This window comes from Mesorhizobium sp. M8A.F.Ca.ET.207.01.1.1 (assembly GCF_004794715.1).
In the GTDB taxonomy this organism is placed as follows: domain Bacteria; phylum Pseudomonadota; class Alphaproteobacteria; order Rhizobiales; family Rhizobiaceae; genus Mesorhizobium.
Map to the genome: position 1 here is coordinate 393,983 of NZ_SRUS01000002.1, position 15,773 is coordinate 409,755.

Annotated in this window: 16 protein-coding genes and 1 pseudogene; 12 read left to right on the forward strand and 5 right to left on the reverse strand. The window is 64.5% G+C overall.

Annotated features, from left to right (window positions below; all coding sequences use genetic code 11):
* Positions 1 to 9 precede the first annotated feature (9 nt).
* The 6 genes and pseudogenes from EN850_RS06780 (at position 10) to EN850_RS06805 (ending at position 6,064) form a co-directional block, all read left to right on the forward strand.
* Complete coding sequence (locus EN850_RS06780; RefSeq protein WP_135932401.1) at positions 10 to 306, forward strand: sarcosine oxidase subunit delta; 297 nt, start codon at positions 10 to 12, stop codon at positions 304 to 306.
* Complete coding sequence (locus EN850_RS06785) at positions 303 to 3,296, forward strand: sarcosine oxidase subunit alpha (protein ID WP_136090879.1); 2,994 nt, start codon at positions 303 to 305, stop codon at positions 3,294 to 3,296. The genes EN850_RS06780 and EN850_RS06785 overlap by 4 nt, the downstream gene beginning before the upstream one ends.
* Complete coding sequence (locus tag EN850_RS06790; protein WP_136090880.1) at positions 3,289 to 3,870, forward strand: sarcosine oxidase subunit gamma; 582 nt, start codon at positions 3,289 to 3,291, stop codon at positions 3,868 to 3,870. The genes EN850_RS06785 and EN850_RS06790 overlap by 8 nt, the downstream gene beginning before the upstream one ends.
* A 59-nt stretch (positions 3,871 to 3,929) precedes the next feature.
* Positions 3,930 to 4,154 carry a hypothetical protein gene (locus tag EN850_RS06795; protein WP_127279071.1) on the forward strand — a complete coding sequence of 75 codons (225 nt, stop codon included), beginning with the start codon at positions 3,930 to 3,932 and terminating at the stop codon, positions 4,152 to 4,154.
* Between the two features lie 76 nt (positions 4,155 to 4,230).
* Positions 4,231 to 5,016 carry a ThuA domain-containing protein gene (locus EN850_RS06800; RefSeq protein WP_136090881.1) on the forward strand — a complete coding sequence of 262 codons (786 nt, stop codon included), beginning with the start codon at positions 4,231 to 4,233 and terminating at the stop codon, positions 5,014 to 5,016.
* A pseudogene (locus tag EN850_RS06805) lies at positions 5,016 to 6,064 on the forward strand (Gfo/Idh/MocA family oxidoreductase). The gene EN850_RS06800 and the pseudogene EN850_RS06805 overlap by 1 nt, the downstream one beginning before the upstream one ends.
* 63 nt (positions 6,065 to 6,127) lie before the next feature.
* Here the strand turns inward: EN850_RS06805 and EN850_RS06810 are convergent.
* The 5 genes from EN850_RS06810 to EN850_RS06830 form a co-directional block, all read right to left on the reverse strand.
* The gene (locus EN850_RS06810) at positions 6,128 to 6,376 is read right to left on the reverse strand and encodes a DUF680 domain-containing protein (RefSeq protein ID WP_127869940.1); all 249 of its coding nucleotides are present in this window, start codon (positions 6,374 to 6,376) and stop codon (positions 6,128 to 6,130) included.
* A gap of 189 nt (positions 6,377 to 6,565) precedes the next feature.
* Positions 6,566 to 7,210 (reverse strand): TetR/AcrR family transcriptional regulator, encoded by a 645-nt coding sequence (locus EN850_RS06815; protein WP_136090882.1) that lies wholly within the window; start codon positions 7,208 to 7,210, stop codon positions 6,566 to 6,568.
* 178 nt (positions 7,211 to 7,388) lie between these two features.
* The gene (locus EN850_RS06820) at positions 7,389 to 8,423 is read right to left on the reverse strand and encodes a phosphotransferase (protein WP_127281236.1); all 1,035 of its coding nucleotides are present in this window, start codon (positions 8,421 to 8,423) and stop codon (positions 7,389 to 7,391) included.
* Positions 8,420 to 8,905 (reverse strand): MaoC family dehydratase, encoded by a 486-nt coding sequence (locus EN850_RS06825; RefSeq protein WP_019861112.1) that lies wholly within the window; start codon positions 8,903 to 8,905, stop codon positions 8,420 to 8,422. Before EN850_RS06825 ends, EN850_RS06820 begins: the two co-directional genes overlap by 4 nt.
* 39 nt (positions 8,906 to 8,944) lie before the next feature.
* On the reverse strand, positions 8,945 to 9,760 hold the full coding sequence (locus EN850_RS06830) for an SDR family oxidoreductase (protein ID WP_136090883.1): 816 nt from the start codon (positions 9,758 to 9,760) through the stop codon (positions 8,945 to 8,947).
* Positions 9,761 to 9,882: 122 nt separating this feature from the next.
* Here EN850_RS06830 and EN850_RS06835 point away from each other — a divergent pair, with 122 nt between their 5' ends.
* The 6 genes from EN850_RS06835 to EN850_RS06860 all read left to right on the forward strand — a co-directional run bounded on the left by EN850_RS06835 (position 9,883) and on the right by EN850_RS06860 (position 15,770).
* Positions 9,883 to 11,124: an acyl-CoA dehydrogenase family protein gene (locus EN850_RS06835; protein WP_136090884.1), complete on the forward strand. Its 1,242-nt coding sequence runs from the start codon at positions 9,883 to 9,885 to the stop codon at positions 11,122 to 11,124.
* Positions 11,125 to 11,181: 57 nt separating this feature from the next.
* Positions 11,182 to 12,219: a zinc-binding dehydrogenase gene (locus EN850_RS06840; protein WP_136090885.1), complete on the forward strand. Its 1,038-nt coding sequence runs from the start codon at positions 11,182 to 11,184 to the stop codon at positions 12,217 to 12,219.
* A 186-nt stretch (positions 12,220 to 12,405) separates the two neighbouring features.
* Positions 12,406 to 13,572 (forward strand): glycosyltransferase 87 family protein, encoded by a 1,167-nt coding sequence (locus EN850_RS06845; protein ID WP_127279543.1) that lies wholly within the window; start codon positions 12,406 to 12,408, stop codon positions 13,570 to 13,572.
* Entirely contained in the window at positions 13,565 to 14,548 is a 984-nt protein-coding gene (locus EN850_RS06850) for a glycosyltransferase family 2 protein (protein WP_127279544.1), read from the forward strand. The genes EN850_RS06845 and EN850_RS06850 overlap by 8 nt, the downstream gene beginning before the upstream one ends.
* Positions 14,545 to 15,363, forward strand: coding sequence for a ChbG/HpnK family deacetylase (locus EN850_RS06855; protein ID WP_135929333.1), 819 nt, complete (start codon positions 14,545 to 14,547; stop codon positions 15,361 to 15,363). The genes EN850_RS06850 and EN850_RS06855 overlap by 4 nt, the downstream gene beginning before the upstream one ends.
* Positions 15,360 to 15,770, forward strand: a complete 411-nt coding sequence (locus EN850_RS06860) for a GtrA family protein (protein WP_127869933.1) — start codon at positions 15,360 to 15,362, stop codon at positions 15,768 to 15,770. Before EN850_RS06855 ends, EN850_RS06860 begins: the two co-directional genes overlap by 4 nt.
* Positions 15,771 to 15,773 lie beyond the last annotated feature (3 nt).

A 15,773-nucleotide genomic window follows, 5' to 3' on the forward strand; every position in this document is an offset into this window, starting at 1 on the left:
ACAAGCACGATGCTTCTCATCCGCTGCCCCTATTGCGAGGAAGAGCGCCCGGAACTCGAGTTCCGCAACGCCGGCGAAGCGCATATAGCGCGCTCGGCCAACATGGCCGGCGAGAGCGACGACGACTTCGAGAAGTTCTTCTTCATCCGCTCGAACCCCAAGGGCATCATCTATGAGCGCTGGCGGCACATGCATGGCTGCGCGCGCTTCTTCAATGCGGTGCGTGACACCGTCACCGACAAGTTCGTCCTGACCTACAAGGCCGGCGAGCCCAAGCCTTCCAAGCTGCCCGGAGTTGCGAAATGAGCGGCGCCTTGCGCATTCCCGGCGCCGGGCGCCTCAGCCAGGCCAAGACCGCCCGCTTCAGCTTCGATGGCCAGTCCTACACCGGCATCGAGGGCGACACGCTGGCCTCGGCGTTGCTGGCCAACGGCGTGCATCTGGTCGGCCGTTCGTTCAAGTATCACCGCCCGCGCGGCATTCTGTCGGCCGGCGCGGAAGAGCCCAACGCGCTGGTGCAGATCGTGCGTGATGACGCGCGCAAGACACCTAACGTGCGCGCCACCGTGCAGGAGCTCTATGACGGGCTCGCTGCCAATTCGCAAAACCGCTGGCCGTCGCTGTCCTTCGATGTCGGCGCCGTCAACGACCTGGCATCGCCGCTGTTTTCGGCCGGCTTCTACTACAAGACCTTCATGTGGCCGAAGGCCGCCTGGAAGAGCCTTTACGAGCCGAAGATCCGCGAAGCCGCCGGCCTTGGCGTTTCGCCCGACAAGCCCGATCCCGACCATTATTCCTCGCGCTACGCGCATTGTGACGTGCTGGTGCTGGGCGGCGGTGCGGCCGGTATCGCGGCGGCACTTGCCGCGGCAGAGACCGGCGCGCGCGTCATCCTCGCCGACGAACAGGCCGAATTCGGCGGCAGCCTGCGCTTCGAGAGCGGCGCCAGGATCGACGGCCAGGACGGCTTTGCCTGGGCGCAAGCGGCGATCGCCAGGCTGAGGGCCATGGATAATGTCCGCGTGCTGCCGCGCACGACGGCGTTCGGCTATTACGCGCAGAATTTCGTCGGCCTGGTCGAGCGCGTCAGCGATCATTTGAAGGCCCCCGGCCACGACCTGCCGCGCGAGCGGCTCTGGCAGGTCCGCGCCAAGCGCGTGGTGCTGGCCTCCGGCGCCATCGAGCGCCACATGGTGTTTGCCAACAACGACCGGCCCGGCATCATGCTGGCGGGCGCGGCGCGCACCTTCCTAAACCACTACGGTGTCGCGGTAGGACGGAATGTCGGCGTCTACACCGCCAATGATTCGGCCTATGCGGCCGCGATCGACCTGAAGAAGGCCGGCGTCAACGTGGCGGCGATCGTCGATTTGCGCGACAACCCGACCGGCCCGGTGATCGACGAGGCGAGGGCGCTCGGCATCGAGATTAATTTCGGTCGCGCGGTGATCCGCGCCGGCGGCAAGTTGCGCGTGTCGTCGATGACGGTGCAGCCGAAGAATGGCGGCGGCGAACGCACTGTTCCCGTCGATGCGATCCTGATGTCGGCGGGCTGGACGCCGTCTGTGCATCTGTTCTCGCAGTCGCGCGGCAAGGTCGCCTTCAATGACGAGACCAAGCGCTTCGTGCCGGGCACTTACGCGCAGGACTGCATTTCGGTCGGCGCCTGCAACGGCACCGACGGGCTGTCGGCAACGGTCGACGAGGCCTATGCGGCTGGCGCCAAGGCGGCCAAGGATGCCGGCGCCAAGGCAGCCAAGGGCACCAAGCCGAAGGTGGATGCCTCGGAGAGCTGGTCGCGCGGCATGCTGGGTGCGGCACCCGGCGCCGGGCCGGACACGACGGTCAAGGCCTTCGTCGATTTCCAGAACGACGTCACCGCCAAGGACATCCGCCAGGCGGTGCATGAGGGCATGCGCTCGATCGAGCACGTCAAGCGCTTCACCACCAACGGCATGGCGACCGACCAGGGCAAGACTTCCAACATGCACGGCCTGGCGATCGCCGCCGAGACGCTGGGCAAGCCAATCCCCGAGGTTGGGCTGACCACGTTCCGCGCGCCCTACACACCTGTCACCTTCGGCGCGATCGTCAGCCATGCGCGCGGCCCGCTGTTCGACCCGACCCGCAAGACCGCGATCCATCCCTGGGCCGAGGCGCAAGGCGCGGTGTTCGAGGATGTCGGCCAGTGGAAGCGCGCCTGGTACTTCCCGAAAGCCGGCGAGGACATGCATGCGGCGGTCGACCGCGAATGCGTCGCCGTCCGCAACCAGGCCGGGCTGTTCGATGCATCGACGCTCGGCAAGATCGAAGTGGTCGGCCCGGATGCGGCCAAGTTCATGGAACTGCTCTACACCAACCCGTGGGAGAAGCTGGAGCCAGGCCGCTGCCGCTATGGCATCATGCTGCGCGAGGACGGCTTCATCTATGATGACGGTGTCGTCGGCCGGCTGGCGCCGGACCGCTTCCATGTGACGACGACGACCGGCGGCGCGCCGCGTGTCATGAACCACATGGAAGATTACCTCCAGACCGAGTTCCCGCATCTCAATGTCTGGCTGACCTCGATCACCGAACAGTGGGCGGTGATTGCGGTGCAAGGGCCGAAGTCGCGCGACATCATCGCGCCTTTGGTCGAAGGCATCGACATGTCTGACGAGGCGCTGCCGCATATGTCGGTGCGCGAAGGCAAGATCTGCGGCGTGCCGACACGGCTGTTCCGCATGTCGTTCACCGGCGAGCGCGGTTTCGAGGTCAACGTGCCGGCCGACTATGGCCAGGCGGTCTGGGAAGCGTTGTGGGCCGAGGGCCAGAAGCATGACGCCACCGCTTACGGCACTGAGGCGATGCATGTGCTGCGCGCCGAGAAGGGCTACATCATCGTCGGCCAGGATACGGACGGCACGGTCACGCCAAACGATGCCGGTCTCGACTGGGCGGTCGGCAAGAAGAAGGTCGACTTCGTCGGCATCAGGGGCATGGCGCGGCCGGATCTGGTGGCCAAGGGCCGCAAGCAACTGGTCGGCCTCAAGACCAAGGACCCCAAGGTGGTGCTGGAAGAGGGTGCCCAGATCGTCGAGGACCCGAAGCAGGCGATTCCGATGAAGATGATCGGCCACGTCACCTCGAGCTATTGGTCGCAGAATTGCGGCCGTTCCATCGCACTGGCGCTGGTCGCCGGCGGACGTCACCGGATGGGCGATACGCTCTACGTGCCGATGCCGAACGGGGTGATCGAAGTGGAGGTTACCGGGATGGTGTTCTTTGACGAGACGGGAGGGCGCCTCAATGGCTAAGGTTGCTGCAAGGACGGCCGCGACGGCTTCGCCCTCGGCAGAGCGGCGTTCGGCATTGGCCGGGCGCACCGTCTCCGCAACAGGTGCCAAGGTCGAAGTGCTGCCACCGGCCGAGCGCATTTCGCTGCGTGCGCCGGAGGCTTCGGTCCCCGCCCTGTCAAAGGCGCTCGGCGTGACCTTGCCGAAGCAGCCGAAAACCTCGGCGTCGAAAGGCGGGCGTACGGCGCTGTGGCTTGGGCCGGACGAGTGGCTTGTCATCGACGAGGCCGGCAAGGACCCGCTCGCCGATTGCGCGGAGGTTTCCGCCTTGCACTCGTCGGTCGGTATCTCGCATCGCAACATCGCGATATCCGTCACCGGTCCGGCGGCGGAAGCCGCGATCAATTCGGGCTGCCCGCAGGATCTGTCGCTCGAGGCCTTCCCGGTGGGCGCCGCTTCGCGCACCATCCTGGGCAAGGCCGAGATCGTGCTGTTGCGCACGGCCGAGGACGCCTTCAGGGTCGAGTGCTGGCGTTCCTTCTCGGACTATGTCTTTACTTTCCTGTCCGAGGGAGCCCGCGACGCCGCCGGCTGACCTCGGAACGTTTGCCGCCCACGTCCGTTGTGCGGCGACAAGTCGAGGGAGAAATGCCGATGCCGTCGAAGTCCGCGCCGAAATCTCCGAAAACCGCGGCGGTCCGTTCGCTCGAACATGAGCGGCATCAAGAGGCCGACACCGAAGAGGAACTCGAGGAAGGCCTCGAGGATACGTTCCCTGCCAGCGATCCGGTGTCCATCACCAGTTCGGCGATCCCCGGTGCACCCGCCAAGCCCGGCAAGGCCAAGACGGTGGCCGGACGCAAGACCCGCAAGCCCTGATTTAGCAGATTCCGGTTGAAGGCATCTTCCCAACACCTCCGAAGATGCGATATTCAAAGCGCTTTGGAGAGGAAAAATGCCGATAAAAGCTGTTGTCTGGGGCGAGAATGTTCATGAACAGACCAATGCCGCCGTGCGCGACCTCTATCCCCTTGGCATGCATGGCACCATTGCTGGCGCGCTTAACCAGGACAAGGGCATCGAGGCGACTACCGCGACCTTGCAGGAGCCTGAGCACGGCCTGAGCGAGCAGCGGCTGGCCGCCACCGATGTGCTGCTGTGGTGGGGCCATGCCGCCCATGGCGAGGTCAAGGACGAGATCGTCGAGCGCGTGCAGAAGCGGGTCTGGGAAGGCATGGGGCTGATCGTGCTTCATTCGGGCCACTACTCGAAGATTTTCAAGCGGCTGATGGGCACGCCCTGTTCGCTGAAATGGCGCGTGGCGGGCGAGCGCGAGCGGGTCTGGGCGATCAATCGCGGCCATCCGATCGCGCAAGGCATCGGCGAATGCCTTGAGATCGGCGAGACGGAAATGTATGGCGAGCCGTTCGCGGTGCCCGAGCCGCTGGAGACGGTGTTCATCTCCTGGTACGAGGGCGGCGAGGTGTTTCGCTCCGGCCTGACCTATCAGCGCGGCGCCGGAAAGATCTTCTACTTCTCGCCGGGCCACGAGACCTATCCGATCTATCACAATGAAGGCGTTCAGCAGGTGCTGCGCAACGCCGTGCATTGGGCACACAATCCGGCCCCGGCTTGGGCCGGCATCACCAACGCGCCGAATGTGCCGACGGACAAGGCCAAGGAGAAGATCGTCCAGAAAGGCCTGCGCCTGCATGCCGACGGTGACAAGGGGTTGAGCTGATGCACCGCCTGCTTCTGCTCGGCACCGGCTGGATCGCCGCACACCATATCGAGGAGTTCGGTCAGGTCCCGGGCTGCACCATCGTCGCTTGCGTCGATCGTCTGCCGGGCCGCGCGGCAGCGTTCGCCGCCGCCAACAAAATAGGCACTTTCTTCGAGAGCCTCGAAGCGGCGATCGCCTGGGGCGAGTTCGATGCCGCCATCAACGCGACGCCGGACCAGGTTCACAAGGCGACGACACTGGCCCTGCTGGCCGCCGGGAAACATGTCTTCTGGAAAAACCGCTGGCGCCGAACCATGCCGATGCGCTTGCGATGAGCGAAGCCGCCGAGGCGGCCGGGCTCGTCAACATGGTCAACCTGACCTATCGCAACACGCCGGTGATCCAGGAGGCGCGGCGCATGGTGCGGGCCGGTGAGATCGGCGAGCTGCGCCACGTCGAGGCCAGCTACAGGCAAAGCTGGCTGGTCAGCAAGTTCTGGGGCGACTGGCGGGTCGACGACAAATGGCTGTGGCGCCTGTCGAGCCGGCACGGTTCGACAGGCGTGCTGGGCGATGTCGGCATCCATATCCTCGACTTCGCGACCTATGGGGCGGCCGAGGATATCGTCTCCCTGCATGCCGATCTGGTGACGTTTCCGAAGGCCGAGGGCGACCGCGTCGGCGACTATGTGCTCGACGTCAATGACAGCTTGGCGATAACGGCGCGGCTCAGCTCAGGCGCGCTGGCCACGATCATGGCCAGCCGCTACACGACAGGCCATGGCAATGATTTGTCGCTGGGCCTGCACGGCACCAAGGGCGCGATCAAGGTCGAGACCGACGGCAAGGTTTCGCGGCTGTCCGCTTGCCTGGGTGATGACGTCGATCTGCACCGTTGGCGGACGTTGACGCCGCCTGACGTCAAGCACAATGCCCAGCGCTTCGCCGATGCGCTGGACACGGGACGGAACGGTGATCCGTCTTTCCGGCGCGCCGCCGAGATGCAGAAGCTGATCGATGCGGCCTTCGAAAGTTCAGCGACCAAGCTGCCGGTCTCGATCGCCTGAATCACCGTCTGGCCGGCTGAGCCGGCCAGAACCGACTTTCCGAAATCTTGGTAGGCCGAAATCTCAGTAGGCGCTCGGCATGATCCACGGGTTCACCGTGATCCCGAGCCGCGGGCCCTTGCCGCTGGTCGTGGCTTCCGTGGAAGCTTTCTTGTCGACCGAACCGGTCGAAGCGCAATCGAGCTTCACATTGGTCTTGGTGTCGACGCAGGTCGCCGCAGTCGGGTGCTTGACCGGCTGGCTGGTGCCGGCGGCGAAAGCCGAACCCGAAAGTGCCAGCACGGCGGCGAGGGTGAGGAGTGTCTTTTTCATGGTCAGTCTCCGTGTTCGACGGGCGAATTTGTTCCGTACATGTACGTTACTTCGTACAAATACGTCCGTCGATCGCGAAGTTCAAGGGAGAATCGTACACGTACGGTAGTTTTTTGTTAACCAAGAAATTCGACGCCGATTTGGGTGCCAGGTCGGCGCGGAAATCTGCGAAACCGAAAGGGCGGGCGCTCAGCAGTTGACCGGTTTTTCGGTCAACGCCGGCACGTCTTGCGTGCTGAGCGTGGCAAGGGTGAAGTCGCACATCCGCTTCACGAACGCCTGCGCGTCGCCGAAGGGATAAAAGGGGAAAGTGATCAACAGCGAGATCGTGCCATGGCCGACCGCCCACAGCATGGTGGCAATGGCGCGCGGATCGCCGTGCAATTTGCCGGCGGCGACACAGGCCTCGACCCTGCTGATCAGCACCTTCATCGCCGGATTGCCTTCCTCCATGTCCTCGTAGCTCCTGCCATCCGGCAGCTTGGTCTTTTCGGTCATGAAGACGGTGCGGTACTCATTGGGATTGCCGAGCCCGAAGGCGGCATATTCGGTCATCACCGCCTGCAAGGCCTCGATCGGATCGTCGGACGGATGCTCCTCGATGCGACGGGCGAGCGTTTCGAACGCGTCCTCGGCCAGCGCGAAGAGGATGTCCTGCTTGTCGGCGAAGTAGGAATAAACCGACATCGGCGCATAGCCGACCCGCTTTGCCAGCTTGCGGATGGTCAGGCCTTCATAGCCTTCTTCCTGGACGAGCTTGTGTGCGGCCTCGACAAGCTCCGAGCGCAGTTCGGCCTTTTGTTTCTCGCGGCGCTTCTGGACGCTCAGCGGCAAGTCTGTTGCCCTTGTCTGGTTGGTGCCTGGCTAAATTATATACGCTGTACGGAAACGAACAAGGGCGCCACGGGTTCCCAAGCGGCAGTCGTCATGCCGGTCGTGAGGGAGTGGCCGGGTCGGCGGCACCCGTGATCAGCACCGTTCCTCCTTCGAAGCGGCCCATCCCGTCTCCCTCTTACGCCTGCTTGTCGATCAGTTTGGCGGCGAGATGCGAGAGCAATTTCACCGCCTCGCCGTAGGTTCTGGCCTTCTCCGGATTGGAAGCATTGCCGTCGAGCGCGCGCTTGTAGACACCCTGGCAGATTGCCGCCAGCCGGAAGAAAGAGAAGGCGAGGAAGAACGTCCAGTTGCCGATGCCGGTCAGCCCACGCCGCCGGCAATAGGCGGCGACATAGTCCTTCTCGGAGGGCAGGCCGAGTGCCGAGCGATCGATGCCGCCCAGGCCGCGAAAAGCCGAGGCATGCGGCAGGCGCCATTGCATGCATTGATAGGCGATGTCGGCGAAGGGGTGGCCTGACGTCGACAGTTCCCAGTCGAGTACCGCCAGCACCTTAGGCTGGTCCGGCGCGAAGATCAGATTGTCCAGCCGGTAATCGCCATGCACCAGCGCAGCCCTGGCATCATCGGCTGGCATATGGGTTTCCAGCCATTCGATCAGCCGGTCCATGTCGCCGATCGCGCTGGTTTCCGAGGCGCGGTACTGGCTGGTCCAGCGTGCCAGTTGGCGCTCGAAGTAATTGCCGGGGCGGCCGAAATCGCCGAGGCCCACGGCCTCGGCGTTGACGTCGTGCAGGGCGGCAAGCGTGGCGTTCATGGCATCGTAGATCGCGGCGCGCTCATCGTTGCCGCGGGCCTCGGGCAGCGCCGGATCCCAGAAGATGCGGCCGTCGAGGAAATCCATGACGTAGAACATGCGGCCGATCGGCGAGTCCTCGGCCGACAGATGCAGCATTTCGGGCACCGGCACGGCGGTGTCCGAAAGCGCCTTCATCACCCGGAATTCGCGGTCGACCTGGTGCGCCGATTTCAAGAGTTGGCCTGGCGGCTTGGCGCGCAGCACGTAACGGCCGCTTTCAGCCGTCAGGAGATAGGTCGGGTTGGACTGGCCGGATTTGAATTTTTCGATTGCCGCGAGCCCGGAAAAGCCCGGGATGTGCGCCTCGAGGTAAGGCGCGAGGGCCGCCTGGTCGAGCGCGTTCGGTTCGTTCATGCCGTCTCGGGCTGGCGTTCAATCAAGGTCAGCGTCAGCCAGCGGGCGGTCAGCGCCGGTTTCTTCGAACCTTCGATCTCGATGGTCACGTCGTGCGCCGTCTGCACCCAGCCCGACGGCCTGACCTTGACGTCGGCTAGCACGAAACGGGTGCGGATGCGCGCGCCGGTCTTCACCGGCGCCAGGAAGCGTAGCGAATCGAAGCCATGGTTGACGCCCATCTTGCCGTTTTCCAGCGGCGGCATGGTCTCGAAGGTCATGGCCGACAGCAGCGACAGCGACAGGAAGCCATGCGCGATGGTGCCGCCGAACGGCGTTTCGCGCTTGGCCCGTTCCGGATCGCAGTGGATGAACTGATGGTCGTCGGTGGCGTCGGCGAACTGGTCGATCATGCGCTGCGTGACCACGCGCCACGGCGAAACGCCGACCTCCTTGCCGACACTGGCCAGAAGCACATCGAGACTGATCGGTTCCACGCTCATGTCCTCCAGTTCACCTCCGGCTTCTGCGGCCGGAAAATGTCATTCCTTGAACAAGGTCAGCCCATGCTGCACCGACTGTCCGCCGTCAATCGGCAGAATGGCGCCGGTGACATAGCTGCCTGCACGGCTGCACAAATAGAGCGTTGCGCCGGCAATGTCATCCGGTGTGCCGATGCGGCCGATCGGGACATGGCTGCCGACATGCCTGGCCTGTTCGTCCGTGCCGGTGGCGAAGGCCGTCATGCGGCTCTGGAAGGGGCCTGGTGCGAAGGCGTTGACGGTGATGCGGCGGGCGGCGAATTCGAGCGCCAGCGTGCGCGTCAAATGGTGAACCGCGGCCTTGGAGGCGGTGTAGGAATAGGCGTCGTCGGCCAGCGGCTGCGTGCCCATCACCGAGCCCAGATTGATCACCCTGGCCGGATCGGCGTCGCTGGCAGCAGCATCGAGCAGCGGCAGCAATTCGCGGGTCAGATGGAAGACGGCGGTAACATTGACGCCAAACACCTTGGCCCATGCCGAATAAGGGAAGTTCTCCAGCGGCGCGCCCCAGGACACGCCGGCATTGTTGATCAGGATATGCAGTCTTTCGGCCCGCGCCTTGACCTCGCCGACCAGGGCGGCAATGCCAGCCTCGCTGGAAACGTCGCCGGCAAAGCCTTCCGCCCGGCCCGGGGCGCCAAGTCCGTTCAGTTCGCCGGCGACCTTGATGCAGTCCTCGCCCTTGCGCGAGGCGATCATCACGCTGGCGCCGGCCTTGACCAGCGCGGTTGCCGCCATGTGACCGATGCCGGTCGCCGCTCCCGTTACCAGCGCGGTCTTGCCGGCAACCGAAAACAGCTCGTCCAGGTGGCTCATCCAAATTCTCCGCGCCGTTGCCCCGCCCGCGGGCAAAACAGTTCGCGTTGACAAGGCTATCCGAAGTACGGTCATCCTTGCCACGGATAAAATGCCTGGCGTGCATGAAGGGTTAGCGACCGATGACGCAGATGAATCTCGGCATGACCGAGCGGCTGAAGCCGATCCACGCACGCGTCGCGGCCATGGTTCGCAACGAGATCATGCCGCTTGACAAGGAATTCCTCGGCGAAGTCGGCAAGGCCGGCGACCGCTGGGTCTACAGCAAGCGCCAGAGCGAGATTCTCGAAGGGCTGAAGAAGACCGCGCGGGAGCGCGGCCTGTGGAACTTCTGGCTGACCGGTTCGGAACGCGGCTACGGCCTGTCCACCGTCGAATACGCCTATCTGGCCGAGGAAATGGGCAAGGCACATCTCGGCGCCGAAACCTTCAACTGCTCCGCGCCCGACACCGGCAATATGGAGGTTCTGGAACGCTACGGCTCGGCCGAGCACAAGCTGGAATGGCTCGAGCCGCTGCTGGACGGAAAAATCCGCTCGGCCTATCTGATGACGGAGCCGGATGTCGCCTCCTCCGACGCCACCAACATTTCCATGCGCTGCGAGCGGCAGGGCGGTGACTATGTGCTCAACGGCGAGAAATGGTGGGCGTCGGGCGCCGGCGATCCGCGCTGCGCCATCTATATCGTCATGGTGCGGACCGGCGGCGATGAAGAGCCGCAGCACCGCCGCCATTCAATGATCCTGGTCCCCTCGGACACAATTGGCGTGACCAAGGTCCGCGCCATGCAGGTCTATGGCGACGATGACGCGCCGCACGGCCACATGCATCTTCGCTTCGACAATGTGCGGGTATCGGCGTCGAACCTGATCCTCGGGGAGGGCAGGGGTTTCGAGATCGCGCAAGGCCGGCTCGGGCCGGGCCGGATCCATCATTGCATGCGCGCCATCGGCCAGGCCGAGATGGCGCTGGAAATGCTGTGCCAGCGTTCGGTGCGCCGCGAGGCCTTCGGCCAGAAGCTGGCGAAACTCGGCGCCAATTTCGACATCATCGCCGAATGCCGGATGGAGATCGAAATGGCCCGGCTGCTCTGCCTCAAGGCGGCGTGGATGATCGACCAGGGCGACGCGCGGGCCGCGGCCCCCTGGATCAGCCAGATCAAGGTCATCGCGCCACGCGTGGCGCTCAAGGTCACCGACGAGGCGGTGCAGATGTTCGGCGCAAAAGGCATCAGCCAGGACACGCCGCTCGCGCGCTCGTGGACGCATCTGAGGACGCTGCGCCTCGCCGACGGGCCTGACGCAGTCCATCGCCGCCAGGTGGCGCGGACGGAGCTGAAGAAATACACGCAGGAGAAGGTCTGAGCGGCAGTTAGGCTGGCCACATACGGTTCTTCCCGCGACAACCAAGGAGTGTCACTGATGACAATCCCCTCCGAAATGAAGGCGCTGCTCTTGGTCGGCGACGGCTATACCAGGACACCGAGCGGCAGTGCGCTCGAGGCGATGGAGCCGTATCTCGAGCCGGGAAGCATCGCCGTGCCGGCGCCCGGACCGAGCCAGGTGCTGATCAAGGTCAGTCTGGCTTCGATCAATCCATCGGATGTCGCCTTCATCAAGGGCCAGTACGGGCAGCCGCGCGCCAAGGGCCAGCCGGCGGGCTTCGAAGGTGTCGGCACAGTCGTCGTGGGCGGGGAGGAGCCCTATCCCAGGAGCCTCATCGGCAAGCGGGTCGCCTTCGCCACCGGTCTCAGCAATTGGGGCTCGTGGGCTGAATATGCGGTCGCCGAGGCGGCGGCCTGCATTCCGCTCCTCGATACGGTGCGCGACGAGGATGGCGCTGCGATGATCGTCAATCCGCTGACCGCGATCGCCATGTTCGACATCGTCAAACAGGAAGGCGAGAAGGCCTTCATCATGACCGCAGGCGCCAGCCAGCTCTGCAAGCTGATCATCGGCCTGGCCAGGGAGGAGGGGTTCCGGCCTGTTGTCACCGTGCGCCGCGACGAGCAGATCGCGCTGCTGAAAGAGCTTGGCGCGGCGCGTGTCCTCAACGAAAAGGCGCCGGATTTCGAGACCACCCTGCGCGAGGTGATGAAGGCCGAACAGCCGCGCATCTTCCTCGATGCGGTCACCGGGCCGCTGGCTTCGGCGATCTTCAATGCGATGCCTAAACGGGCGCGCTGGATCATCTACGGCCGGCTCGATCCCGAGGCCACGGTCATCCGCGAGCCCGGCCAGTTGATCTTCCAGCACAAGCACATCGAGGGCTTCTGGCTGAGCGAATGGATGCGTCAGTTCCGCGATCGCCGTGGTCCGGCGATTCTCGAGGCGCAGAAGCGGTTTTCCGATGGACGCTGGTCGACCGACGTGACGGCGGTCATTCCGCTGGCCGAGACAATGGCGCGCTTGCCGGCGGAACTGGCCAAGCCCAACGGCAAGGTTTTCATCCGGCCTTGAAACGGTGACCTTGCTCTCGATGGTCGACACATTCACGTGTCCGGCTGCCATCGGACCGGCCGGATCGCCGCTTGCGCCATCGACCCCCCTATGCCGCGCCGCTTTGTCCGTGATATGCCGCCGCCATCGAATGCCGGGACGACGCCAGGCTGAGGCGTCTCCCCCAATGGCGTGCGGGGTGTATTGATGACGATTTCCAAGCCGGTTTTCGACCGTTTGGGGCTGAGCCTGTGGGTCGGGGCATTCCTGGTCGTCCTCGGGATGGTGCTATGGTCGCCCTACACGCGCACGGTGATGCAGGCCTACGGATTTGGCAGCGAGGCGTTCCTCAGCGGCCAGCCACTGTACAATCTCCAGTCCGAGATGGGCTATCTCTACGCGCCGGCCTTTGCCGCGCTCTATGTTCCGGTGCTGAAGCTCGGTCCGCATCTGGGCGGACTGGTGTGGCACGTACTGGGGTTTGCGGTGCTCACCTTCGCCGCGATGCGCCAGGTGCGCAAGCTCGGTGGCGGGGAATTGACGTGGCTGCTTTCCTTCGGGCTCTTCCTTGCCTTGCCGATGGCGCTGGGTGCGATCCGCAACGGCCAGGCGACGATCCTCCTGACCGGCGCCTGCTGGCTCCTGACCCTGTCGGCGCTCGAAGGGCGGCGCGCCGAGACTTTCTTCTGGGCATCGGTCGCCATCATTGCCAAACCGACCGCGATCATCATGCTTTTGTTGGTGGGAGCCCTGCGCCTGCGGCTGATACCCGTGCTCGTGCTGGCGGTGCTGTTCGTGCTCGCCATTCCATATGCTTTCGCACCTGCCGGCTACCTCAACGAGCAGTACGGTGATTTCGCCAGCATGCTGACCTCCATGGCGGTCGACAAGTCCGGCCATTTTGTGCCCACCGACTTCACGGCGCCTTTCACGTCGGCAGGCCTACCCATGCCTGAATTCGCCGCCACGATCGTGCGTGTCGTCGTGGCATTGCTTACGCTATCGACCGTTCTCTGGTTCGACCGCAAGCTCCAGCCTGGAATGGCGGGACTGGCCATCTTCCTGACGGCCGCCTTCTACATGTGCGTCTTCAATCCGCGCGTCGAGCCAAATACCTACGCCATGATCGCGGTGCCTGCCGGCCTCGCTATCGCCACACTGTGGCGGGACGAGCGTGGCGGCGTCCTGGCTTCGGTGCTGTCGATGGTATTGTTCGTCACAGGTTTGACGGGCGTCGAGCGCCACATGCATGATTTCTTCTTCCCCTGGTTCCGGCCGCTCGCGGTCACCTTCATCGTCTGTCCGCTGATCTGGTGGTTCTGGGCCAAGGCGAGCGAAAAGATGGCGAATGTCGGACCCGTCGCACATGGCTGAGTTGCGTCAGAAACTCGATATCGTGGCGCCCTTCTTCAACGAGGCGCAATCGGCGTCGGCCTTTGCCGCGCTGCTCGACAGGCTCGAGGAAGCGGTATCAAGCCGTTTCGGCATGGCCGTCCACAAGATCCTGGTCGACGACGGCAGTCGCGACGATGGCGCCGAACGGTTTTCGCTGGCGCTGTCGGGCTCCTGGGAGATCGTTCGCCTCAGCCGCAATTTCGGCAAGGAGGTCGCGGTGCTCGCCGGCCTCGACCAGTCGCGCGGCGACATGGTGCTGATCATGGATTCGGACCTGCAGCATTCCATGGACATCAGCCTGCAGATGATTGCCGAGTTGGTGAAGCATCCCGATATCGACGTCGTCTACGCCCAGAACGACCGGCGCGAGGCCAGCTGGCGGCGCAGCCAGCTGGCGAAGCTGTTCTATAGCCTGATCAACAGCAGCCAGCGTTTCGATATCCCCGAGAACGCGGGAGATTTTCGCGTCATGCGCGGTACCGTCGCGCGCGCGCTGACCAGCCTGCGCGACAAGCGGCGCTTCAACAAGGGCCTGTTCGCCTGGGCAGGCTTCCGCCAGAAAGCCATACCCTATTCGCCGGAAAACCGGGCTGTCGGCACGTCGAAATGGAGCCGGCTCAACCTGATCGCCTTTTCGCTGGAAGGCTTTACGTCGTTTTCCGTCATCCCGCTGCGCATCATCAGCCTGAGCGGCATGCTGGCGGCGCTGGCGGGCATCGTTTACGGCGCCAAGGTGTTCTTCGAAGTGATGTTCTACGGCATCGCCGTGCCTGGCTATCCCAGCCTGATGGTCGCCGTCGTCCTGCTGGGTGGCCTCAACCTGACCTTGCTTGGTTTGATCGGCGAATATGTCTGGGTCACGCTGTCGGAGAGCAAGGACCGGCCGGTCTACATCGTGCGCGATGTCGTGCGCAGCGACGTCTCGGACAGGCCGCCAGGCGCGTCCGGCATATGACGCGGCGCATTCGCCTGATCGCCGACGACTACGGCCTGGCGCCAGGGGTTTGCGCCGGAATTCTAGACCTGCTCGACCGGCGACGGCTGACCGGCACCAGCTGCATGACCGGTTTTCCGGAATGGGCCGGGGCGGCGGCGCGTATCAGGCCGTTGTGCGGCCATGCGGCGATCGGGCTGCACCTGACACTTACGGATCAGCCGGCCGTCACAGGCAAGTCGAGCCTGGCGCCCGAGGGCCGGCTGCCGCCGCTTCGTTCGCTCGCCCTGCCGGTCCTGCGCGGCCGGATCGACAAGCGCGATGTCCATGCCGAACTCGACGCGCAGTACAGTCGGTTCGTCGAGGCGCTCGGCCGCAAGCCCGACTTCATCGATGGTCATCAGCACGTGCATTTCCTGCCCGTCGTGCGCGGATGGCTGCGGGCGTATTTTCCCGACGCCGCCGGCAGGCCGGTGCTGCGCGGCGCTCCGGCGCTTGGCGATGCCGCCGTCGCTTCGAAGATCGCGGCAATCGCTGCCGTGGCCGCCGGCTTCAATCAATCGATGCAGCGCGCCGGCTTTGCCGTTTGGAAGCCGCTCGCCGGCATCTACGACTGGCGGCAACCCGAAAAATTTGCGCCATTGCTGAAGGCAGCGGTCGAAGCGTTGCCGGACCATGGGCTGTTCATGTGCCACCCCGGCCATGTCGACGAAACACTGCGCGCGCGCGACCCGATGCAAGGCGTGCGCGAAGTGGAATTCGGGGTGCTGGCCTCGGATGCGTTCGGCGCGAGCCTGGCCCGCGCCGGTGTCGAGATCATGGACGGCAAGGGATGAGCGGAGCCGATCGACCCCAGCGTTCAACCGGCAGCAAGATCGCCCGTTTTGCGCTTGTCGGACTGGTGAACACGGCCATCGACCTTGCCGGCTTTTCCCTGCTGCTCAAGCTGCACGTCCCACCGCTTGCCGCCAACGTCCTCTCGTGGTCGATCGCCGTCATCTTCTCTTTCGTGGCCAATGGCTTCTGGTCGTTCGAGCGCAATCACGCCATCCGGCTGCATGACGCCTTCCTGCGGTTTGTCACGGCCGGGGCGCTGATTTCGCTCGGCGTCTCCAGCCTGTCGATCGCACTCTTCGCCGGCATCACCGGCGTGTGGCCGGCAAAGATCGGCGGGGTCATCGTGGCGGCTGTGCTGAACTTCCTTGCCGCGCGCTGGTCGATCGAAGGCCGGCTGCTGAAATAGCTA